Raw genomic sequence first — 21,833 nt, forward strand, 5'->3', positions numbered from 1 at the left:
CTTCAATGTGTTGAATGCTCATTTGTTGCATCTAAATGATGTGTTTGGTCAGTCTTGGTCATAGTGACAGAGACAGGATTTCAAACACAAAAGCGGATGCATCGGTTACACTAAGGATCAACAAAATGTTGTGTAAATTTAGGGAAACCATATGTCTGATGAAATCACGTTAGAAGAACGCAAAGTCATTTACCGTGCACGTCGTGGCTTAAAAGAAATTGATGTTTACTTTGATCCCTATGTCAAAAATTACTATTTAAAGGCAGATGCACATGAACGTGGCTTATTTGCTGAGTTGGTCGAACAAGAAGATCCAGATTTGTTGGATTGGTTTATGGAAGTGTCTGAGCCACCGCGCCCAGAATTGCGTGCTTTAATTCAAAAATTAAAAAATTATGTTCATGGTGCATGATCACTATGTGTTGAAACACAGTCGGCTATCGATTGTGTTTCAGTTGATCTTTTTGATGCTTATTTTAATGCTGCTATCTCAACTCATTCCCATCTACTTTTTGATCCCAGCAATGCTTGCGTTGATTGCTATTTGGATCATGTTTAGACGTCATAAGCGTGTTGAGTATTTACAGCAACTTGAACAAGAACTGTGGTCGATCCAATATGCCAATGACCCAAAAGTTTATCGTGTTAAAATCCGTCAAATTTTAAATCATGGGCTGTATGTGGTGCTGTATTTTGAGCAATCCAAACATCAATCATTGGTGATTTGGCGAGATCAAGTGGCACTTTTAGCGTGGAAAAGGCTACTCATGAGAGCAAAACTACAGTAATTGTCAAACAATAATAAAATCATATAAATTTAATAACATGAATAAAATCAAAAATATAAATTTAAATATATCCTCTATTCGGCCTTTTGTTTGACCAGATTGTATTCATTTAAGATTGTTAGACAATTTCTAATCAGTTTGCATTTTTCTCTTGTACATTAATAAGACCAACAGCAATGAGGGATTTCCAAATGGGTGAAATTCATACGTGGTTGTTTCTAGTCGTTGCGATTTTTTTAGCGATATTTGTAGGGAGACTAGGAACTGTGCTGAGGGAACGAATAGAGCATCGAAAAAGCAAAATTAAAAAACTCGTTTGAGTTTTCCATTTAACAAGTAGCATGTGCCGAACCGTCGCAATGCTACTTTTTTTTGCTTTAAATTCGGAGAAATTGAGATTTCGGTCAATTTTTTATGATTTGATCAGTGACAGACTCTAAACATCGAAAAGACAGTAATATGCTTTAAATCGGATATTTACTCTGATATTTTAGCGGAAAAGGAAGTCATACAATTATTATTAGAGGACAGGACATGTCTAAATTCCAAAAAATGGGCCAAATGGCATTGGTCGTAACTTGTGTCACAACGCTCTTATCGGGCTGTTCTTACGCCGTTAAATCGGGTGCCAATGTCGCACTCGGCTTCAGTGAAAAACATTTAGTCCCGCCTATTTTAGCCATGGGTGATGCCGACATGGCATGTAACCAAGGTACAGCATTGACGCCTGCGATCATGGCGACCAAAGATATGGGTGCTGATCCAACCCGGATGGCGGTATTGCTTTATTCAGCAGCAGGCATGTGTGCAGAAAATAAAGCCCTCGATGCAGAATTACGCTACTTACGCGCTTCTAAAGCCGGCAATGTTTCTGAAGCCCAAGATGCGCGTGTTGAACAAAAACGTTGGGCAGCTTTAGCTTCTGAACGTCAATATGCTGGTTATCAATTGTTTGCTGAGCGTTGGCAAGCCAAATACAAATATACCTTGGGTGACTCTTGCCCAACCATGCGTAAAGATCTCGATCAAACGGTTTATCTGCTTGGCATGATGAGTGGCTTGCAAGCCATGACCAATGACATTAACTCTGGTGGTCAGGTCAATGTACCCAAAGATATTGCGGCTATTGTAGAGCGGGGCATGACGTGTCTAGACAATGCAAAATTTTGGGGTGCACCGAATGCGACCCGTGCCGTGATTTGGACTTTATTACCGGGTGCAGATGAAGGCAAACCTGATCCGTATAAAACCTTAAAAGAATCTATGGCAATTGGTGAGCAAAAAGGCGTACGTCTGTCACATGCTTTATATGCGGTTGCTGCACAAGCCAGTGGTGATGATGCCAAAATTCGTGATGCCTTACGTTCTTATGCAGAGTCACGGGCTGAAGATAAGCCAGTCAATGCTGAGTTCCGTTTACTCGACAGTATGGCAGGGCAAATGATTCAAGGGATTGCAGATCGTTATTGGACTGAAAATACCGGTGTGCGTGCAAGCGATGATGGCTATAGCCAATTCTGGGATGATAAAGGCACTACAGGCGATGATTCATTGTTTGAAGACCTACCTGCGGGTGATGCGCCTGCAGAGGGTGATGCTGAGCCAGTAGCAGAACCTGCCGCAGAACCCGTCAAAGAATAATGCTTTATATAAAGAAAAACATTGAGAAAGAGCGTGAATGCTCTTTTTCTTTTTTGGATCTTTTTTAAAGACAGGTAGATACGACATGCTCGACTCAAAGAAAACATGGTCTGATCAATCACTGCGTTTGAAAATCCTGTTCATTGCAATTTGTTTCAGTGTGTCTGCAAGTCTACAAGTGTTTCAGGAATGGTTTATCTATTGGCGACTGCATTTTTACAGTGAACTTTGGCGAGCTTGGACAGCCCATTGGGTGCATGTCGGTTGGATTCATTTTGCGCTCAATTTATTTGCTTTTGCCTGTCTGCCGTTTATTTTTCCGCATTTAAAAATGCGCTATTTAGCGATACTTTTACTGATTTTACCGCCCTGCATAAGTTTGAGTTTTTATTACTTTTATCCACATGTCGAAGCTTATGCTGGCTTATCGGGGGTATTGCATGGCTTATATGTGGCAGTGGCAATTTATCATTTGAAATTTCCTAAAGAGCGAAAGTTTGCAGCACTGGTGTTGGCTTTAACGTTTAGCAAAATTGCATGGGAACATTTCTTTGGTTCTTTAGATACTGCTGATTTGATTGGCAGCCCGGTTTTGGTGGAGGCGCATTGGTTGGGTGTGGTATGGGCAAGCCTAATCTCATTAATTTATTTTGCATTTCAAAAACGCTTTTTTAGAGCAGATCGGTAATCCGCCCTAAAATCACATCGCTAAAAACAACAGAATTTTCTCATTAAACTGCGTGAGTGATTGAAATAAAAATGATATTTTAGTGTGATCAATCTGTAATCATTTTAATAAGTATTTCTTTTAATCTGAAAATTATGAAAATCTATTTAAGTGCAGTAATTGACATAAATTCTTTTGAAATGTGAATTTCAGTCATTTTAAAAGCGTAAAAAATCGGTCACATTCAAAGACAGTGAAAAAGAGATGGTCACAAGATAAAGGATTTTATCTGACCCACAATAAAGATACGCCGTACAGGTGATGTGCAGCCTAAGTATAAAAATGGAATAACAATGCAAGAGCCTACAAATAAGAGATCTGGTCTAGGTCTGCTCAGCTATATTTGGACAGAATGGATTTCCGCTTTTTCGATACTTCTTCTCCTATTGCTGACCTTAGTGATTGGCACAGGGGAGATGATTCATGGACAAATGCTACGTTTAGGTGAAAGCCTGTATGGTGATCCAAAAACCGGCATGCAATATTCATTCTTACGTGCAGAGCCACAGAAACCCAACTGTGATCGCTCTCCAAATATTGATCAATTGGTACAGGCACAAATGAAAGCCAATGCCAATGATGAATTTGCGGATATTTTTGGTACGACCTCTGAAGCCGATGTGCGTGCTTCGGTCATGGCGGGTCAACAATTATGTGAAGAGAAATATGTTTTTTACGATAAGTCGATGAAACATATTGAAGCACATCCAACGATTCGTCCATATCGAACCATGGAAACAACGTTCTTCGGGATATTCCAATTTGGTACAGACAATAAAGCCTTATTCCTGATTATCATGGTGGTCTTAGCCGCGATTACCACGACCCTTAAAATTCATCATATCGCTTTACGTAGCCCGACCTCACATACAGACTATCGGATCTATGCGATTGCGATGGTATTGGGGAATGGCTTCCTGACCAGTTCTGCGATCAGTCAGTATCGTTCTGTGGTTAATTCAGGGGTACTTCCAACCACTGAAATGAGTCTGATCTATTGGTTGTGGATTATTTTATTTTCCATCCTGACACTGATCAGTTTATTCCAATTGGTCAAAGTGCCTGAGCAGGCGAAATCAGGTGGTTCGATTGGTCTTGCATTCTTGTCGATTCCACTTTATGCCTATATGGCCATTCTTACGGGTGTAAGTTTTACTTTCTTCATGGATTATCCAATGGGGCAAGGGATTTACTTAGGTCAGTTGGTTGAGTTTTCGTCTATTTTCTTGAATCTTGCTTTATTTATTTGGGCAGGGATGTTGTTAAAACAAACTCTGATCGTGGATAAATTCTTGGATATTTTACGTCCTTGGAATCTTGCGCCTGAAACGCTGACATGGTTAATCCTATTGGGTGCAGCATTGCCTACTGCGTATACAGGCGCATCGGGGATCTTTGTGATCGCAGCAGGTGCGATCATTTATAAAGAAGTGTGGAATGCGGGTGGTCGCCGTCAATTCGCTTTGGCCACCGCGGCAATGTCAGGCTCTCTTGGTGTGGTATTGCGTCCATGTTTATTAATTGTGGTGGTGGCATCACTCAATAAAGAAGTGACGACTGACCTGCTTTATCAGTATGGTTTATATGTATTTTTAATCACTTCAACACTCTTTTTGGTGGTATCACTGTTCTTTGCAGAACAAAAATTCCGTATCGCTTCGCCAAGTGAAGCATTACCTCGTTCATTGAAAGGCGTATTGACGATTGTTCCTTATGTTTTGGTTTTCGTGATTGTCTGGTTATTCTATAAATATGCATTGAATACAAATCTTGATGAATTTACCGCACCTGTAATGATGCCAATCATTCTGTTGATTTTAGTGCTTTACGAAAAACTCCGTCATGAACCATCTCCATTAGCGCCTGTGGGGCATTGGGACACTACTTTACCCAATGGTTCAATTGAGAATGAAGCAAATCGTACGCGTGTTACACCTGACGTGATTGCGGCACAAGACAGTCCAAATAATCCTGCACGTCAGGTGAGTTTCTGGAAGTCGATTCATTTATCTGCGAGTGAAACGGTTGGACATATTGGTGCTTTGGTGATTTTAATGGCACTTTCCGTAAGTGTAGGTGGATTCCTTGAGCGGATTGAGTTGATGGAAATGTTCCCGACCAATATCGATAATCTTTATATTGTCATCATGATGATCGTAGTATTGATGGTTTTTGTTGGGATGATTATGGACCCATTTGGTGCCGTGATCCTCATTTCTGCGACTGTCGCACCTGTAGCTTATAAATACGGCATCCATCCTGTACATTTCTGGATGATCGCATTGATTGGTTTTGAGCTCGGTTATGTTTCGCCTCCTGTGGCATTAAACCAACTCTTGGCAAGACAATCTATTGGTGATGCCGAAGTGGCTGCTGCCGATGCGGAAGTACGACATTTGTCTTTCTATTATCGTTATGAGCGCTGGATCTTGCCGCTGATTGTCATGGCACCTGCAATGCTGATTATTGCATTCGTTCCTTTCATTTTTAAAATGTTTGGTTGGTATCATTAAGACAGACATGCGTGAGCAGAAACATAAAAAGCACCTTCGGGTGCTTTTTATTTGATGTTAAAAAATCAGAAGATTTCGGTATTTCATTGCGCGTTATAAGGTTATTTCAATTGATGACAATAACGCTCTTTGCCATTAAGAAATAATGCAAGACAGGGGGTGAGATCTATCTTATTCCTCCTAGACATAGCAATATGCTTATTTCTTACAAGGATATCTAATCGTAATGAGTTATCTGGAATAGGTCATTATCTCGAATAGAGCAGTTATTTAGGCGCTGTTAAATGACATCTCCTAAAAATTTAATTTTGAGCGCTTAGCTGTTGCTCAAGCAATTTGATTTGTTCTTGTTTCAATTCAATCAATTGATCCGCATCGGCTTGTTGTGCTTCTAGATTTTTTTGCTGATCGGCCAACTGGGCTTGAATATCATCCAGTTTGGCAATTTCTTCTTTGGCCAAAGCGGAATGTGCAGGAATCTGCTCATTTAAAATCGATTCATTGACCAAGGCTTTCTCATCGACTGCACTAATGTCAGAATTAGTGGCATGGTTCGATGTATTGTCAACCACTGTTGAGGCAGATTCTGCCTCAACAGGTTGAGGGGTTGCAGTCGCATGGATAGGCGTCGTAGTAGTAGCAGTTGTATTGGATTGCACAGGATCTTCAGCATTCATCCATATCCAAGTGCCTGCTAGAGCCACAATGACCACTAAGCCACCGGCAATTTTCCAGATCAAATTCCCACTATTCGCCTGATCTAACGACATACAGATTCCCCAATCTATTGTGTCTGACGCGGTTTAAATTGAATTACGCCAATCTCATCTGCAACTTCTGGTTCTTGTGGCTCGACATGCGTCGGGCGATTTTCTTCATAACCGCAATCTATACATTCAATCCATTCAGCTTCACCAGAGGTGAGCATGACGATTCGATCCATTGCCTCGCATTTTGGACATTTAGCACCTGCAATAAAACGACGTTTAATCGCCATGATCTCTCACCTATGATTCAGTTATACCAATAGTTTAAGCGTTTTTAGTTGTATCCGTCCAACCTTGATGACGTAACAGGGCGTCTATTTTAGGTTTACGCCCACGGAAATTGACGAATGCGTCAAGCGCCGTATCTTTTCCGCCAACCGCTAGAATAAATTGACGGAACTGTTTCCCTGTTTCTGTATTGAAAATCCCTTCATTTTCAAAACGATCGAACGCATCACTGGCCAAGACTTCCGCCCATTTGTAGGAATAATAACCTGCTGCATAACCGCCTGCGAAAATATGACTAAAACTGTTTTGGAAGCGGTTATAAGCGGTTGTTGGAAGTACTGAGTATTTCTGACGGATCTCGTCCAACGTTGCTTGAATCCCTTGAGCATCCAAGGCAGGCGCATGTTTATGAATGTTTAAATCAAATAGCGCAAACTCAATTTGACGTAAAGTCTGCATACCAGATTGGAAGAAACGGGCATCGAGCAATGATTTCAGTAAATCAGCAGGTAGTGATTCTTGAGTTTCAATATGCTCACTAATCAGCGCTAGACTTTCATTGTCCCAAGTCCAAAATTCCATAAACTGACTTGGGAGTTCTACCGCATCCCATGCCACACCATGTGTCCCTGCAACAGAGATGTTATCGACCTCAGTCAACATATGATGCAGACCATGACCAAATTCATGGAATAGGGTCACGACTTCATCATGCGTGAGCAGGGCAGGTTGATCACCTACAGGTGGCGTAAAGTTGCCCACCATGTAACAGATCGGTTTTTGTAAACCGTCTTGGGTTTGCATACGCGAGCGGAAGCCACTCATCCATGCGCCGCCACGTTTACCGCTACGTGCATAGAGGTCGAAGTAGAAGCCACCAATGACCGTACCTTGATCTTCAAGTTCGTAATAATGTGCGTCTGGATGCCAAAGCAGTGCTTCACGCTCAATCACTTGAATGCCATACAGACGATTCACAATACTAAACAAGCCTTGAATCACTTTAGGCGTCGGAAAATACGGTTTTAAGGCCTCTTGCGATAAATTGAACTGTTGAACTTTGAGTTTTTCAGAATAATAGGTGGTATCCCAAGGTTGAATCTCACTGATGCCATGTTCAGCGGCAATGGCTTTCAGTTCTTCAATTTCTTTTAGGGCAGGTTGACGTGCATGTTCAGCCAATTCCACCAAGAACTGATCAACGGCTTCCACGCTCGGTGCCATTTTGCTGGCAAGCGAGTAGGCCGCATAATTGTCAAAACCGAGGAGTTTTGCCATTTCTTGACGTAAGCTCAAGATTTCTTGCATCACCGCAGTATTGTCAAATTCCGGATGATCTGACTCAGCAGATGCGCGTGTGGTATAGGCTTTATAGAGCTCTTCACGCAAAGCACGATCATCGGCATAGGTCATGATTGCCAAATAAGAGGGAATATCTAAAGTGGCAACGGCTTGCTCTAACTCACGTTGCTGACCGTACTGTTTTAAAAGCTCCACACTACTTTGCGGTAAGCCTTTGAGTTGAGCTTCATTTAAAGGCTTAAAGTACGCTTGAGTTGCATCCAGTACATGGTTAGAGAAATCAGATGCAAGTTGTGATAATCGTGCCGAGATTTCCGCATAGCGTTTTTTCGCTTCACCCTCTAAAGCCACGCCTGACAGTTTGAAATCGCGCAGCGCAAGCTTGATCGCGCTTTGTTGAGCAGCAGGCAGTGTTTCAAAAATACTTGAGTCGAACACCTGTTGATAGGTTTGATACAGCGCCGTGTGTTGACCAAGCTGGGTGTAATACTCACTGAGTGCGGGTAATAGAGATTGATACACTTCACGAGTTTCAGCATTGTTCATCACCGCATTCAGATGTGACAACGCGCCCCATGACTCGCTCATTTGATTTTCAAGGGTATCAATCTGTTCTAAAACCTGAAGTTGTTCTTGAATGCTTTCAGGCACAGATAATAATTGTTGAATGAAGCTTTGACCATTTTCAATCGATTGTTGGATGTTGTTTTTCAGTTGATCTAAAGTGATTTGATCAAATTGTGGAACAGGCAAAGTCGCCTTTTCTAAAGTCATGTGTATGAGCCAAAATTATTTAATAGGTTAGTTATAGATGTAGGGCTTATCGACTCGTAAATCAAGGCAAAATTATTTTTAAGTACATTTAATTGCAATGATTTGACTGTTCATGCTGACCAGATCTAAATCACTTTGATTTTGCATGCCCAATAAAAAGAGCGCCGTAGCGCTCTTTTTTATTTCTTCAGATTAATCTAACTTAGCTTTCGCATTGGCTTTTTTCTTTTTTGCCTTGGCTTTCTTCTTAGCCTTGTCTTTGGCTTTTTGCTCCGCAGACTTTGGAGTCGATTTCTTGGCTGGTTTTTTCGCATCATCGGCTGCTTTTACGCGAGGCTTTTTCTTGCGAACAGGTTTATCACCACCTTCAATCACGAATTCAGGATTGGCAGGTTCGCTAAACATGCGATTAAACACTTCTTCTTTGGTAATCGGTTTCGCCACACGTGGTGCACGACTACGAATCGGACGACCTGCATGTGACAATTGTTGTACCAATTCAAAGTCAATCTTACGTTCTTCAAGATTCACACCAGCAACCTTGATCTTAACTTCATCACCTAAGCTAAAGCTTTGACCACGGTTTTGACCGACCAGACTTTGACTGGCTTGATCATAGACGAAGAAGTCATCGCCCAATTGGCTCACATGCACCATACCATCGACATATAAGTCTTTGAGGGTAACAAATAAGCCAAATTCAGCAGTGGCACTGATGGTACCGACAAATTCTTCGCCCAAATGCTGTTGCATATAATGGCATTTCAACCATGTGGTGACAGAGCGAGAGGCTTCATCGGCACGACGTTCAGTGGCAGAAAAATGCGAACCGGCTTCTTCCAAAGCACCGCCTGAAAGTGGCGACGGTTTCTTATTTAAATGCGCTTTAATGGCACGGTGTAACAATAGGTCAGGGTAACGACGAATTGGCGAAGTAAAATGCGTATAAGCATCATAAGCCAAACCAAAGTGACCGGCATTGTTTGGACCATAGTACGCTTGCATCATTGAGCGTAACAACACTGCATGAATGCTTGGCGCATCAATACGGTCTTTGGTCGCTTCAATCACCGCTTGATAGTCTTTTTGGGTGGGCTGTTCAGGGAAAGTCATACCCAATAATTTCACAAAATCACGGACTTTTTGAATACGTGAGAACTCAGGTGGCTCATGCACACGGTAGAGCATTGGAATTTCATTTTTCAATGCGTATTCCGCTGCGGCAACGTTGGCGAGCAACATACATTCTTCAATCAGTTTATGCGCTTCGTTGCGACTACGTGGCAGAATTTCTTTAATTCCACCCAAGTCATCAAAGGTCATATAGGTTTCAACCGTTTCAAATTCCATCGCATGACGTTCAGCACGTAAGCCTTTTAGGGTTTGATACAGTTGGAATAAGGTATTGAGTGATTTACGTACTGCACGATCTTCAGTAATCGCAGTACTGTCGCCGTCAAAGTACTGCGCCACTTTGTCATAGGTTAGACGTGCTTTTGAATGCATCACAGAAGGGTAGAATTGATAACCCGTCACTTTACCGGCACGAGATAAAGTCAAATCACAGACCATACATAAACGGTCAACGTGCGGGTTCAAAGAACACAAGCCATTTGAGAGTGCTTCAGGTAACATCGGCAACACGAAGTGAGGGAAATACACCGAAGTACCCCGTTCTTGTGCTTCATCATCCAATGGTTTGCCTGTACGTACATAATGGCTCACATCCGCAATCGCAACCACGACACGATAACCGCCACCCGGACGTTTTTCTGCATAGACTGCATCATCAAAGTCACGTGCATCTTCACCATCAATAGTGACTAAGGCTAAATCACGTAGATCGATACGACCTTTAATGTCTTGCTCATTTGGTTCTTTAAAGCTTTCAGCATCTTTGACCACTTCAGCCGGAAACTCAAACGGTAGACCAAACTCTAAAATGGTTTGTGGAATAATAATTTCAGTGTCGGCTTTATCTGCCATCGATTGCACAATGTGGGCATTGGCAAATTCGTCACGGGTCGGGAAGGTGTCAATTTCAACACGTACTGAGTCACCAACTTTAACTTTGGCATGCTCAACCAGTTCTTTTTCGAGTGTAATCGGCTGATGCGCATTCGGCGCTGCAGGTTGAATAAAGTATTCACCTTCATATTCAGCCAATTTGCCAATTATTTGTTTAACACGGCGCTGCGTCACTTCAGTGATATAGCCCCACGCTTTACCTTTACGATCTACAGAGGTCTGCTGAACTTTAATGCGATCACCATGGAACACTTGGCGCAGTTCACGTTCAGGCAGCAGCATCTCGTCTTTTTTACCCTCACCATCTAGGCTCGCTGAACCTAAACCTTTGGCATTGATATAAACCGTTGCATCATGCACGGGTTGATCTGCCATGAGTTGGAATTTAAATCCATCTTTCATGAGCTGACCATCGCGAACCATCGCACTTAAACGATGACTTAAAGCTTCAATACTTTTCTGATCGGCAATTTCAAAAATTTCGACAAGGTCAGAATGCGATAAAGGTTGTTTTTTATTCTCAATCGTTTCAAGAATTAGAATACGGCTTGGAATAGGATTATCGTAACGTTCAGCTTCCGCTTTGGCTTCAGGATCGACCCAATTTTTCATAATGTTTTTGGCTTCATGTCAGAAGATATGTTTAGCATAAGTCATGCCGACTCATACTGCACGTAATGGATTGCAAATAATAATGTGTTTTTAAGCACATTTTCGGTTCATGCTTAAGAATATACTTGATAAATTACTTCAATGTTTCGTCTTATGGGTTAAAAATAGCTGAAAATTGTATAAAAAATAGATGATTGATCAATTTTATGAGATTTTTTTGAAAACTCGCTTGAACAGTGGGGACGAAGTTTGTATTATGGCGACTCGTTACGGTGAGGTGGCCGAGTGGCTGAAGGTACTCCCCTGCTAAGGGAGCGTGGGCTTTAACTCCCACCGAGGGTTCGAATCCCTCTCTCACCGCCAACGAAAAACTTGAAATGCGCTCATAGCTCAGCTGGATAGAGCACTTGGCTACGAACTAAGGGGTCGGGAGTTCGAATCTCTCTGAGCGCACCAATCAAGTTTAAATCGTTGTAACGACGTCGAAAGACACTCAAGTACGCGCTCATAGCTCAGCTGGATAGAGCACTTGGCTACGAACTAAGGGGTCGGGAGTTCGAATCTCTCTGAGCGCACCAACTTGAACATCGAAAGATGTAAAATTGACAAAAAACCGCACATGTTGCGGTTTTTTTGTGCCTGAAATTTGTGAACACTGATAGATGTGTGTTTATACTGAAAAATTAAAACTATAAAGATAATTAAAATGAATAAAAAAAGTTAAAAAAATATGTCTTCATCAGTTTTATTATCTACCACATATTACTATTGATTTTCTTTCTACTTACTTTAAATTCTGATTGTAATATTTTGATAGCGAGTAGTTGTAACAATGTGGATTTAATCTACATTATTTTAATATTTCCTTGGATTGTTATTGCTGTTTTGATACATGAAGTGCTAGTCAATATTTTTTGACTCACATGATCTGAAACTTTATTTAACTTTAGACTTAAATAATATAAAAAATGTATAAATTTAAAGGGTTTTATTTATGCTCAAAATATCCAGTCGGTAAAATATGATTAAACTTGTTGGGTTTTTAATCACAAAGCAGCGTTATGCTTAAATACTAAACACTCGTACGTAAAATTACTTAAAAGCACTTAACAAAAGCTGAAATTCATATATAATGCACCTCATCAAGACGTCGCGCTCATAGCTCAGCTGGATAGAGCACTTGGCTACGAACTAAGGGGTCGGGAGTTCGAATCTCTCTGAGCGCACCAACTTGATAAAATAGAAGAAACCGCTTAATTGCGGTTTTTTTGTGTCTGAAATTTATCGTTGATTTATATAAATAATAACAACAAGCACAATCTCTGTTCTCTCCTTATTTTAGCGTCCTAATTTTTTGCGCAAAAACCACATTAGCCCCGACGGTCGGCAATACATCGTTGTAGGGCAAACTTCTGACGGCACGCAGCAAGAACGGCGCCTGATCATCAATTTTCACTGCTGAGGTCATTTTAAGCAGCGTCCCTTGTTGAAAGTCATCAAAATTCATCTGTCCTTTTAAAAATTTTAAATCACCGCCATTGGCATAAAATTCATTGGCAGTGTTACTCGGATATTTGAAATTAAGCTTAAAATCAAAGGGAATGGTAATCACACCCAAACCAACACTGACTTTAAAATCTGCATTTTGATTATTATTGATCAGATCTGAAGTTTTAATGCTTTTGATTTGACGCGGGAATAACGACTGATAGCTGTTGGGTTGTGTCCATTTCTGTAACTGTTGCGGTGACTTTGCATAGTATTGATAAGTCGTGACAAAACGCATGCTTTCACGACCATGCTGATAGGGCACCGTCGCAGATGGATTGATAAAACTCACGGGTTGTTGCGCGTTTTTGCTGACCTGTGCAATCAAATCGAGTTGCTGTTTGCTCAATTGTGGCGTGGGATATTGACCTGCTGCTAGGGTAAGGACTTTATTGGGGGCAAATTTCTTACGTAAAGATTCCAAGATAAAAGCATTGGTGCCACTCGGAATCCCAAGTTTCGCCTCAGGAATCGCATTTAAGATTTTTTTAAATAAAAAACCCTTGGGTTGATTGAGGTCACCCCATTGGGTCAAGGTGAGCAAAGTTTTATGGTCACCTAAACTGAACCATTCAAATTTTCCGACCCCATACGGGATCGGTGCATCAACCACTAAGCTCGAAAGACTATGATTAGAAAGTTGATGTTGAAAAATAATGTCTTCATGGAAGTTTAAAACAGGAATTGGGGTTGGAATCGACACCTTGTATTTCATCTGACTGACATTGCCTGATTTCTCCAGCAATTTTGCAGATTTTAAGGTCGGAAATAAGCCAATATATTGCTCATGATTGGCAAGGGTTTTAGCAACGACCTCACTACTGACCGGAAGCACAATTGCAGAAGAGCTAAAACTAACCGTAGGATTGGGGTTTTTGGTCAGTGTAGGAATGGAGGTCTTGGTACTTGGGTGAGAAAAAATCACAATCCGATCTTGGGTAATATTGGCCAACTGTTGTGCGTTGTTCTGAAAGGGTTGCAGACTACTCGGAATATTGTCCCTCCATTCAATGAGCTGCGCATGACTGAGGTGGTGAATGCAGACGAGTGCAATCACAGCAGATACAGAAAATCGTTTAAACATAATGGTCCTTTTATTATTTTTTAATCTGTCCTTTTGGGTTCAAATCTTAATATTTTCATGCAGTCAAAAAACAGTGTTGCTCTGTAAAACCCGATAAGAAAAGCGTAAACAAGCTTAAAAAAATCATTTGAAGTGGTGTAATATCTTGGCAACTTGAATGTAAATGTGTTGAGCGCTATGTCTGACAACAAGCCTGCCTTATCTGTCCGTTATTTTCTAAATCTTGAAGAATCACAGGATGGTTTTGCTCTGGCAACCTTTGGTAAAAAACAAATCTCTCGTTTTTTAACGCCGTTGGTGAGCGTGGGTATTGTAATTTGGGGCTTTTACTTGGGCATGAATGGCGTCGGTCGTTACTATGTGGCGCTGGGTCTGTTTTTTATTCTATTGCAATTGATTATGCGCTATTGGTTTTTACCGATGATGTTTAAACGTCAATTTATCAAATATCAATTTGGTAAAAGTGAACAGGGGATTGATCTGTTTCAAAACGCCGCAGAATTGTTTTCAAGCGGTCGCCCAAAACAAGCGTTTAATTATACCGATGTAAATAAATTCACCACCGGTAAATTGACCTATATGATCGAATTGAAAAATAAAACAGTGATCATTGTCCCAAAACGTGCCTTTGCAAATAGTGCAGATCAAACTGTCTTTGAAAATACCTTTAAGAAATAAGGCTAATCTATTTTTTTTGCGTGGTGAGTTGGAAGTGTTGATTCAATCTGCTCACCGCCACATTTTGCTGGAATGCCACGTGTTTCCTTACAAGGCATTTTGCATAAAGTATTTTAAACACCCATCTTAAATACAACGCATAGGGAAGATCATGAGTTCACGTCCATCAAAAATCGTCTGTGTCGGTCGTAGTTATGCAGATCATGCCAGAGAACTAGGCAATGCCATTCCAGATCAACCAGTCTTATTTATCAAGCCGCCCAGCAGTTTACAGGGTTTAGCGCAAGGCATTGATTGGAATAAGAACTTGGGCAGTTGTCATTATGAATGTGAACTGAGCTTACGTATTGATCGTACCCTAAAAGCAGAAAAGGATCCTGTTAAAGCGTTAGAAGCCATTGGCGCGGTGACTTTAGGTTTAGATCTAACCTTGCGTGATGTGCAAGATGACCTCAAGAAAAAAGGTCAGCCTTGGGAACGTGCCAAAGCCTATGATGGTTCATGTGTGTTAGCAGATTGGGTCGATGCCAAAGAAATCGTAGATTGGAATGCGGCACATTACAGCTTAGAGATTAATGAAGAATTACGTCAAAAAGGCGATACAGCCTATCTGATTTTTGATATTGGTACCTTGTTGGCTGAGATTAGTCAGGTCTTTACTTTAGAGCCGGGCGATGTGGTCATGACGGGTACACCTGCTGGTGTAGGACCATTAAAATCAGGTGAGCAATTAAAAATGACCTTAAAAGGTCAAAGCCAAGATTTTGTATGGACGACCTTTGTGAAGTGATCGTGCTTGTAAAAAAAGACCGCCATTTAGGCGGTCTTTTTTATATAGCGGATTGGATCTGTAATTTAAACTTTATTTGGTTTCTAAGATGGTAGACAGCGGCACAGACAACTTTGCTGCTAAATAATCATCGGCTTCAATTAAGGCAGGACCGATGCGTTTGACCCATTGATCATCTTCGTGAATATTACCGACATCTTCCTTGCGTGGCAGGGTGTAAGGTAGCGATTTATAAAACGTCCAAAAATCCAAATGATCAAGATTACGCACCAAAGCCAATTCATCATGATCGGTACGTTTCACCAAATTTTGTTGTTCCAATAATTTGACGTAACTCGGCCAGCGTCCAATTTCACCACGACCCAAAATGTTTAGGGCTTCTGCATCGGTCACGGTTTGTCCGAGTTTTTGTTTTTGATAAAACAACTCGAGGATGTCGAGCATCATCATCACCGGGTGACGGGTTTGAATTTTATCGGTATGGAATGCAGTCAGGGCATAACTAATTTCAACCCCGAGTAACACCACGTTCCAAGACAAATAAATCCACAGCAGAAAAATCGGCACTGCGGCAAATGCGCCATACACCAACTGATAGCTGGTGAAGTTTGACATCACAAAGCCAAACAAGTTTTTGAGTAACTCAAAGGTAATTGCACTAAAAATGGCGGCGATGGCTGCCGAACGTACAGGAACAGATCGGTTCGGAATGGTCCAATATAAAATAAAAAAGCCAAATGCAGTTAACGCAAAAGATACCACCCACAACAAGGCTGCACCATCGAGCTCATAGCCAGCAAAATTATTGCTGAGTACATTCATCGAAGCCACAGTAGAAGACAAGACAAAGGCTGTACCCAATAAAATGGGACCTAAAGAGATAATGGTCCAATAGCGCATAAAGCCGACCAAGCCATTGCGGGTTTCTTTCACTCGCCAGATGCGGTTAAACGCTGTTTCGATACTGGTCAGCATCAGCACAGTGGTGACAAATAAGAACAGCACACCAATGGCGGTTAAATTGCTGGAATTGTCAGTAAACGCATTTAAGGCTTTATCAAAAGCAATGCTGGTTTTGGGTAGGAAATTACTATAAATCAACTGTTGCAGTTGTTGCCGTGCGGGTTCAAGGGCTTTAATCGAGGAGATGATCACCAAGAACACCGTCAACATCGGCACCACAGCAAACAAGGTGGTGTAGGTCAATGAGCCGGCTTGTTCACGACACAGGTTGGCTTCAAAACGCCGAATCACAAAAACAATAAACTGAAACCATGTCTTGTTATAGAAGGGCAGCTTTTTCAGTAGTTCCATCATAAAGTAATCGTCTCTATTGTTTTTAGTAACTTTATTAAGCTTTCAGGGTATAGCTTAACCAAAAAAGCTGAAAAATACCGTATAGTTTTCTTTTTTCATCTTGAAGACCTGACTATGCAAACCTATGTTCTTGTTCTGTATTACAGCAAATATGGCTCGACCAAAGAAATGGCGCATTTGATTGCAGATGGAATTGAAGCTGCTGGAGTGACAGCAAAAATTCGTACCGTGCCGAATATTGCAACAGTGGTGAACGTGGCTGAACCGAGCATTCCTGAAGAAGGTGATATTTACTGTACTTTAGAAGATTTACAGCATTGTTCAGGGCTGGCGTTAGGTTCACCAACTCGCTTTGGTAATATGGCCTCAGAAATGAAATATTTCTGGGATCAAACCACCAGTCTATGGCTGAATGGCGCCCTGCATAATAAGCCGGCTTGTGTGTTTAGTTCTTCAGGTTCAATGCACGGCGGTCAAGAGAGTACTTTACTGACCATGCTTCCGCCATTATTTCATCATGGCATGATGATCATGGGTCTGACCAATGCCAATCCGGCACTGTCCAATACCAAAACAGGTGGGACACCGTATGGTGCAACCCATGTCAGTGGTCCACGACATGATTTGGGGCTTAGCCAAGATGAAAAAATATTGTGTGAAGAGCAAGGTAAACGTTTAGGTGAAATGGTCAAAAAGCTATACGCCCATTGATTGATCAAGTCTGATTAGAAAATTTGAGAATCTAAGACATTAAAAAGTGAGTCATACAGACTCACTTTTTTTATCATTTCGAGATCAGGCTAAATACCATTATTGAGCTTTATCTTCTGCTGTCACATCGATGTTTGGCTGATCAGTTTTAGGCAGTTTCACTTCAAAACGATGTTTACATTTTTGGCATTGGTAATCTAAAAACAAATTCCGATCGATTGCAATGCCGGCTTTTTTACCGACCATATTACCCACTACACCGCCGGTAATCGCAACACTAATCGCACCAATAAACGTGCCGACAGTGCCCCCGACAATGACGCCTAAAGGGCCTGCAACCGTCCCAATCGCTGCACCGACTGAAGCACCTGATGCTGCACCCCCGACTGTGCCTGCGGTGACGCCTGCAGTGGTGGCCAATAATCCGCCTGCACGTTTTAACAGTTTTTCATGATCACGTTTTTGTACATCAGTTGAGCCACATTTTGGGCATTGAATGCTTGTTTGTTCAATCATGGGGTTGTGCTCGCTTGGAATAAAGTCCATTTATGTTGAATCATTTTTTGGTCATTGTATGCTGTTCTGAAAACAGGTTATCTGTCTAATTTGCATCACATATTTATGCACTCATGCTAGCCGAAACTCGGTCACATTTAAGCAGTAGGTTTGTAAATACAGATGCAGAGATTTAAATCTATTGGCATTTGCAGTGTGGTCACATAAGAGCTTAATCATTTCAATGAATTTAGTTTGAATAAATTGATATTTTATTTTGACCTGGTTCTTGGTTAGTTTAAATGCATCGTTAAACATTGAAAAATGAGAATAATTTGAAAAAAGTACTGACAGCGATCGCAACGATTGGATTAAGTTTAACGTTGATTTCTTGTGAAAAAACGCAACAGGCTGAAACGATGACTCAAAAAACGGATGAAACTGGTTTAGAGACTTTAAATATTGGTTATCAAAAAGCCGCACTTAAACTGATTGTAGCGAAAAAGAATCAGAATTTTGAACAGGCTTTTCCCGGTGTAAAAGTTGAGTGGAAAGAGTTTCCCGCAGGTCCACAAACGTTAGAGGCGTTGAATGCAGGTTCGATCGATTTTGGTTATACCGGCGATACCCCAGTGATTTTTGCCCTGTCGGGCAATAAGCCGATCAATTATTTGGCCTATGAAGTCAATTCAAAAAATGCGCACAGTCTACTTTTAGCCAAAGGTAGCCCAATTAAAACCTTACAAGATTTAAAAGGTAAACGGATTGCCTTAATGAAAGGTTCAAGTGCGCACTATTTCTTGGCTCAGATTTTAAATAAAGCTAATCTAAGTTGGCAGGATATTCAGCCGATCTGGCTCACGCCTGCAGATGGTCTTGCCGCTTTAGATAAAAAATCCATCGATGCGTGGGCGATTTGGGATCCGTACTCCAGTGCAGCGCAGTTAAAAGGGGATAATCAGGTATTGATCAGTGCCAGTGAATTTCCACCCGCATACAGTTTCTATTTATCTTCACCAAAATTTTTAAGTGCACATTCAAAACAAGCGCATAAGATTATTGAAACGCTGAATCAAACCGATGATTGGATTCAGGCGCATCCAGATGAAGCGGTTAAAATTCTGGCAGAAAGTACCGGATTGGATGAAGCGGTAGCCAAAAAAGTTTTTGAAAATCGCTTATCCTCAGTTCAAGCGAAATTGGTCGATGAAAATACCCTGCAAGAACAACAGAAAATTGCAGACTTATTTGCAAGTCTAAAATTAATTCCGCATTCGGTAGTACTGAAAGATCATGTTTGGAAGGGGAAATAAGCTTTTAAAAATAATTTTCTAAGCTAAAAAAAAGAGCACTTAATGTGCTCTTTTTTTTACGTGGCATCTCGCAAGAGATTAGTCACGAACGAATTCAACAGTACCATTTGCCAATGACTGAACACGTGCCAATGATTCAACACGGTAGCCTTTTTCCAGCAATAAATCACGACCTGGTTGGAATGATTTTTCAATCACGATTCCAATACCCACCACAGATGCATCTGCTTGGTGGATCAAGTCAGCAAGACCCAATGCAGCCTGACCATTTGCCAAAAAGTCATCGATTACAAGCACTTTATCTGTCGCAGTGATGTGCTTTTTCGAAATCGCAATGGTGCTTTCAATTTGTTTTGTGAAAGAGAACACTTTTGAACGGTAAAGATCATCTTTTAAAGTTAAAGATTGATACTTACGTGCAAAAATGACTGGAACACCAAGTTCTAATCCTGCCATAACTGCAGGTGCAATACCTGAAGCTTCGATTGTAATGATTTTGGTGATTCCGGCATCTTTAAATAGACGCGCGAATTCTTGACCAATTTGTTGCATCATTACAGGGTCAATTTGATGGTTAAGGAAAGAATCGACTTTCAAAACTTGATCAGATAGAACGATACCTTCACTCAAGATTTTCTGTTCTAGTGCGTGCACGGGGAGAATCCTCTAAGGGCAAGATGCTTAGTAAAGCAAAGGCGTATTTTAAAAAGCATCTTGAAAAATGCAAGTAAAATTGATCAAAAAAGATTAATTACTTGTCCCTTTGTAGCCAGTCAGCAATAAACCGTAAGAACTGTCTTTGTCTTGGTGGGTTACTTTCACTGGTAAGTAATCCAATTTAGGAGCCAGCCAGAAGGTGGTATCACGACCCGGTTTATGGTGTTTCATCACCACTTTAATGGTATCAAAGGTACCATAGTTGGTTTTGATGGTTTCATTGCCTTGTTTAACAAATTTACGTGTATCAATGCCTTTGGCGTCCGCCATTAAATAACTGGATTTTAAACCTGAGGATTTTAAATCTTCACGAATTTGCAATTCAGCATTCAGTTCATCCAAGACCCCAGACTGCCATGCAAAAGAACGCGCTTCTTTGTCTTTCATGGTATTGATGGTTTTAGCACTCGGATTAAATTTAATACTCATGGTGTTGTTGTGCACCAAAATTTTACTTGAGCGACTAAAGTTGTTCGACACCAATTGCTTACCATTCAAAGTGAAATTACTGGTCTCAGTTGCAGAGGCAATCACACCTGCTTTGGCTGCAAATACATATTTCCAGCTGTTGCCTGACTTGGACAAAGTACGGGTCGCAGAACCCATGTTTTTACCATTGTATTGAAATTGGTAGCTGGCTTGGAAAGGGCTCATTGCCATAGCTTGGGTAGACAAGCCTGCAAATAACATTGTACCCGTGATGCTTGTTGCCAAACCAAAGTGTTTCAATGTTAAATCAGCCATATGTATGTCCTTAGCGAAGAATAATGAACGCTTGATTTTTAAAACTTAAAGCCATTATGCGACCCAATAAAGAAGAAAAAATCAAGATTTATGCGCATTCTGTGAATTTGTGTAACTTAAACTTCCATCCGAATATTAAGTATTCAAAAGCTTAACGATTACTTCTGTTGAATCGGAGTGATTTTATCATCCAAGTCTTCTTGGTCTTTGGCTTTGTCCTTCACTCGATCTTTATTAAGATCTTTCAAAGTGACGATATCATCATCTTCATCAAAGCGTTCTGAGTTGGCCTTATTAAATATCGCGAGCAAATTCACGTTACCAATGATCACCATTTCAGTTTCACGTAATTCAGCATGATTGACATGGACTTTATTTAAAGTGTCCATAATCGAACGATTTTTGCCTAACCAACGATTTAAATCCAAATGCAACAATTCATCTTTGACTTTCAGCACGTCAAAGCGTTCTAAAATCATGCCCAGTGGGTCTTTGTGCAGAATTTTTTGATAAAAGAATAATGCTGATTTAACGGCCATTTTCATCCAAATGTTTGGATATTGCGCTTCCACGATTTCTGTATCACTGATTTGTTCAAACACAATCAGTTGCATATCTTTGTTCATTTCCATTTGAATCAGTTTCAAATCGACAGACAAAATCAGGCGCATGCCTTTGACGTTTAAAGTCGCGTAAAGACGTAACCAATCATCATGCAAGTCGGCATGCAAGTCTTCAAGGATCGAGACGTTGTCGGTGACGAAACGCTTAAAGGTGGCATTGAGAAAAACTTGTGAGATGGGGATTTCACGCTCTTCTTCAATGAAGCCTTCAGCTTTTTGATAGACTTTACGGAACTGTCTAGCGATATTTGAAAATAACGTTGGCATAAATGGAATTCCATATCATCTTGGTTTTGTTCGGCAGTAATCTTGCAAATTATTTTAAAATTATCTGCTTAAAGATTGCAGTTTAGCAAAATTCAATGCACCATTTTCATGGTTTTAAAATTATGATTCTGAATGTATTAAGTGCATCACGATAGCTTTGCTTAAT

19 protein-coding genes and 4 tRNA genes are annotated in these 21,833 nt (G+C 40.8%); 13 read left to right on the top strand and 10 right to left on the bottom strand.

All coding sequences use genetic code 11. The features are described 5' to 3' along the window. Positions 1-151: 151 nt before the first annotated feature. The 5 genes from G8D99_RS02010 (at position 152) to G8D99_RS15855 (ending at position 5,669) form a co-directional block, all read left to right on the top strand. Positions 152-412 (top strand): FAD assembly factor SdhE, encoded by a 261-nt coding sequence (locus tag G8D99_RS02010; protein ID WP_166322134.1) that lies wholly within the window; start codon positions 152-154, stop codon positions 410-412. A 112-nt stretch (positions 413-524) separates the two neighbouring features. Continuing rightward, positions 525-788 (top strand): hypothetical protein, encoded by a 264-nt coding sequence (locus G8D99_RS02015; protein ID WP_166322136.1) that lies wholly within the window; start codon positions 525-527, stop codon positions 786-788. 534 nt (positions 789-1,322) lie between these two features. Next, a complete protein-coding gene (locus tag G8D99_RS02020; protein WP_166322138.1) occupies positions 1,323-2,429 on the top strand; it encodes a hypothetical protein in 1,107 nt (368 codons plus the stop codon). Positions 2,430-2,514: 85 nt separating this feature from the next. Beyond that, entirely contained in the window at positions 2,515-3,117 is a 603-nt protein-coding gene (rrtA, locus tag G8D99_RS02025) for a rhombosortase (protein WP_166322140.1), read from the top strand. A gap of 1,166 nt (positions 3,118-4,283) precedes the next feature. Then, complete coding sequence (locus G8D99_RS15855) at positions 4,284-5,669, top strand: TRAP transporter large permease subunit (protein WP_406741512.1); 1,386 nt, start codon at positions 4,284-4,286, stop codon at positions 5,667-5,669. A gap of 302 nt (positions 5,670-5,971) precedes the next feature. Here the strand turns inward: G8D99_RS15855 and G8D99_RS02035 are convergent, their stop codons facing one another. The 4 genes from G8D99_RS02035 to rnr all read right to left on the bottom strand — a co-directional run bounded on the left by G8D99_RS02035 (position 5,972) and on the right by rnr (position 11,380). Continuing rightward, complete coding sequence (locus G8D99_RS02035; protein WP_166322144.1) at positions 5,972-6,439, bottom strand: restriction endonuclease subunit S domain-containing protein; 468 nt, start codon at positions 6,437-6,439, stop codon at positions 5,972-5,974. 14 nt (positions 6,440-6,453) lie between these two features. Then, positions 6,454-6,660 carry a YheV family putative zinc ribbon protein gene (locus tag G8D99_RS02040; protein ID WP_171522777.1) on the bottom strand — a complete coding sequence of 69 codons (207 nt, stop codon included), beginning with the start codon at positions 6,658-6,660 and terminating at the stop codon, positions 6,454-6,456. 40 nt (positions 6,661-6,700) lie between these two features. Next, a complete protein-coding gene (locus G8D99_RS02045) occupies positions 6,701-8,740 on the bottom strand; it encodes a M3 family metallopeptidase (protein WP_166322148.1) in 2,040 nt (679 codons plus the stop codon). A 192-nt stretch (positions 8,741-8,932) separates the two neighbouring features. Further along, the gene (gene rnr, locus G8D99_RS02050; protein ID WP_166322150.1) at positions 8,933-11,380 is read right to left on the bottom strand and encodes a ribonuclease R; all 2,448 of its coding nucleotides are present in this window, start codon (positions 11,378-11,380) and stop codon (positions 8,933-8,935) included. Positions 11,381-11,651: 271 nt separating this feature from the next. Here rnr and G8D99_RS02055 point away from each other — a divergent pair. The 4 genes from G8D99_RS02055 to G8D99_RS02070 all read left to right on the top strand — a co-directional run bounded on the left by G8D99_RS02055 (position 11,652) and on the right by G8D99_RS02070 (position 12,609). Beyond that, positions 11,652-11,743 (top strand) — tRNA-Ser (locus G8D99_RS02055). A 16-nt stretch (positions 11,744-11,759) separates the two neighbouring features. Continuing rightward, positions 11,760-11,836 (top strand) — tRNA-Arg (locus G8D99_RS02060). A 45-nt stretch (positions 11,837-11,881) separates the two neighbouring features. Continuing rightward, positions 11,882-11,958 (top strand) — tRNA-Arg (locus G8D99_RS02065). Positions 11,959-12,532: 574 nt separating this feature from the next. Beyond that, positions 12,533-12,609, top strand: a tRNA-Arg gene (locus G8D99_RS02070). A gap of 104 nt (positions 12,610-12,713) precedes the next feature. Here the strand turns inward: G8D99_RS02070 and G8D99_RS02075 are convergent. Further along, positions 12,714-14,012 (bottom strand): SRPBCC family protein, encoded by a 1,299-nt coding sequence (locus G8D99_RS02075; protein ID WP_166322152.1) that lies wholly within the window; start codon positions 14,010-14,012, stop codon positions 12,714-12,716. A gap of 177 nt (positions 14,013-14,189) precedes the next feature. On the opposite strand from G8D99_RS02075, the gene G8D99_RS02080 reads away from it, so the two are divergent. Next, entirely contained in the window at positions 14,190-14,690 is a 501-nt protein-coding gene (locus G8D99_RS02080; protein WP_166322154.1) for a YcxB family protein, read from the top strand. 151 nt (positions 14,691-14,841) lie between these two features. Beyond that, a complete protein-coding gene (locus tag G8D99_RS02085; protein WP_166322156.1) occupies positions 14,842-15,480 on the top strand; it encodes a fumarylacetoacetate hydrolase family protein in 639 nt (212 codons plus the stop codon). A gap of 72 nt (positions 15,481-15,552) precedes the next feature. Here the strand turns inward: G8D99_RS02085 and G8D99_RS02090 are convergent, their stop codons facing one another. Beyond that, positions 15,553-16,797 carry a YihY family inner membrane protein gene (locus G8D99_RS02090; protein WP_166322158.1) on the bottom strand — a complete coding sequence of 415 codons (1,245 nt, stop codon included), beginning with the start codon at positions 16,795-16,797 and terminating at the stop codon, positions 15,553-15,555. Between the two features lie 114 nt (positions 16,798-16,911). Here G8D99_RS02090 and wrbA point away from each other — a divergent pair, with 114 nt between their 5' ends. Beyond that, complete coding sequence (gene wrbA, locus G8D99_RS02095; protein WP_166322160.1) at positions 16,912-17,508, top strand: NAD(P)H:quinone oxidoreductase; 597 nt, start codon at positions 16,912-16,914, stop codon at positions 17,506-17,508. 99 nt (positions 17,509-17,607) lie between these two features. Here the strand turns inward: wrbA and G8D99_RS02100 are convergent, their stop codons facing one another. After that, positions 17,608-18,006 carry an FmdB family zinc ribbon protein gene (locus tag G8D99_RS02100; RefSeq protein WP_166327454.1) on the bottom strand — a complete coding sequence of 133 codons (399 nt, stop codon included), beginning with the start codon at positions 18,004-18,006 and terminating at the stop codon, positions 17,608-17,610. Positions 18,007-18,338: 332 nt separating this feature from the next. Between G8D99_RS02100 and G8D99_RS02105 the strand changes: the two genes are divergently transcribed. Next, entirely contained in the window at positions 18,339-19,316 is a 978-nt protein-coding gene (locus G8D99_RS02105; protein ID WP_227554341.1) for an aliphatic sulfonate ABC transporter substrate-binding protein, read from the top strand. A gap of 78 nt (positions 19,317-19,394) precedes the next feature. Here the strand turns inward: G8D99_RS02105 and G8D99_RS02110 are convergent, their stop codons facing one another. From G8D99_RS02110 to G8D99_RS02120, 3 genes are all read right to left on the bottom strand, one after another. After that, positions 19,395-19,970 (bottom strand): xanthine phosphoribosyltransferase, encoded by a 576-nt coding sequence (locus G8D99_RS02110; RefSeq protein ID WP_166322162.1) that lies wholly within the window; start codon positions 19,968-19,970, stop codon positions 19,395-19,397. 93 nt (positions 19,971-20,063) lie between these two features. Further along, positions 20,064-20,777 (bottom strand): DUF3108 domain-containing protein, encoded by a 714-nt coding sequence (locus tag G8D99_RS02115; RefSeq protein ID WP_166322164.1) that lies wholly within the window; start codon positions 20,775-20,777, stop codon positions 20,064-20,066. Between the two features lie 158 nt (positions 20,778-20,935). After that, positions 20,936-21,667 carry a hypothetical protein gene (locus G8D99_RS02120; protein WP_166322166.1) on the bottom strand — a complete coding sequence of 244 codons (732 nt, stop codon included), beginning with the start codon at positions 21,665-21,667 and terminating at the stop codon, positions 20,936-20,938. Positions 21,668-21,833: the final 166 nt, after the last annotated feature.

It is taken from the genome of Acinetobacter lanii, from assembly GCF_011578285.1.
GTDB lineage: Bacteria > Pseudomonadota > Gammaproteobacteria > Pseudomonadales > Moraxellaceae > Acinetobacter > Acinetobacter lanii.

Coding starts and splice junctions, on each gene's coding strand:
- G8D99_RS02010 (WP_166322134.1), top strand. CDS start 152: ATGTCTGATGAAATCACGTTAGAAGAACGCAAAGTCATTTACCGTGCA.
- G8D99_RS02015 (WP_166322136.1), top strand. CDS start 525: ATGCTTGCGTTGATTGCTATTTGGATCATGTTTAGACGTCATAAGCGT.
- G8D99_RS02020 (WP_166322138.1), top strand. CDS start 1,323: ATGTCTAAATTCCAAAAAATGGGCCAAATGGCATTGGTCGTAACTTGT.
- rrtA (WP_166322140.1), top strand. CDS start 2,515: ATGCTCGACTCAAAGAAAACATGGTCTGATCAATCACTGCGTTTGAAA.
- G8D99_RS15855 (WP_406741512.1), top strand. CDS start 4,284: ATGGCCATTCTTACGGGTGTAAGTTTTACTTTCTTCATGGATTATCCA.
- G8D99_RS02035 (WP_166322144.1), bottom strand. CDS start 6,439: ATGTCGTTAGATCAGGCGAATAGTGGGAATTTGATCTGGAAAATTGCC.
- G8D99_RS02045 (WP_166322148.1), bottom strand. CDS start 8,740: ATGACTTTAGAAAAGGCGACTTTGCCTGTTCCACAATTTGATCAAATC.
- rnr (WP_166322150.1), bottom strand. CDS start 11,380: ATGAAAAATTGGGTCGATCCTGAAGCCAAAGCGGAAGCTGAACGTTAC.
- G8D99_RS02075 (WP_166322152.1), bottom strand. CDS start 14,012: ATGTTTAAACGATTTTCTGTATCTGCTGTGATTGCACTCGTCTGCATT.
- G8D99_RS02080 (WP_166322154.1), top strand. CDS start 14,190: ATGTCTGACAACAAGCCTGCCTTATCTGTCCGTTATTTTCTAAATCTT.
- G8D99_RS02085 (WP_166322156.1), top strand. CDS start 14,842: ATGAGTTCACGTCCATCAAAAATCGTCTGTGTCGGTCGTAGTTATGCA.
- G8D99_RS02090 (WP_166322158.1), bottom strand. CDS start 16,797: ATGATGGAACTACTGAAAAAGCTGCCCTTCTATAACAAGACATGGTTT.
- wrbA (WP_166322160.1), top strand. CDS start 16,912: ATGCAAACCTATGTTCTTGTTCTGTATTACAGCAAATATGGCTCGACC.
- G8D99_RS02115 (WP_166322164.1), bottom strand. CDS start 20,777: ATGGCTGATTTAACATTGAAACACTTTGGTTTGGCAACAAGCATCACG.
- G8D99_RS02120 (WP_166322166.1), bottom strand. CDS start 21,667: ATGCCAACGTTATTTTCAAATATCGCTAGACAGTTCCGTAAAGTCTAT.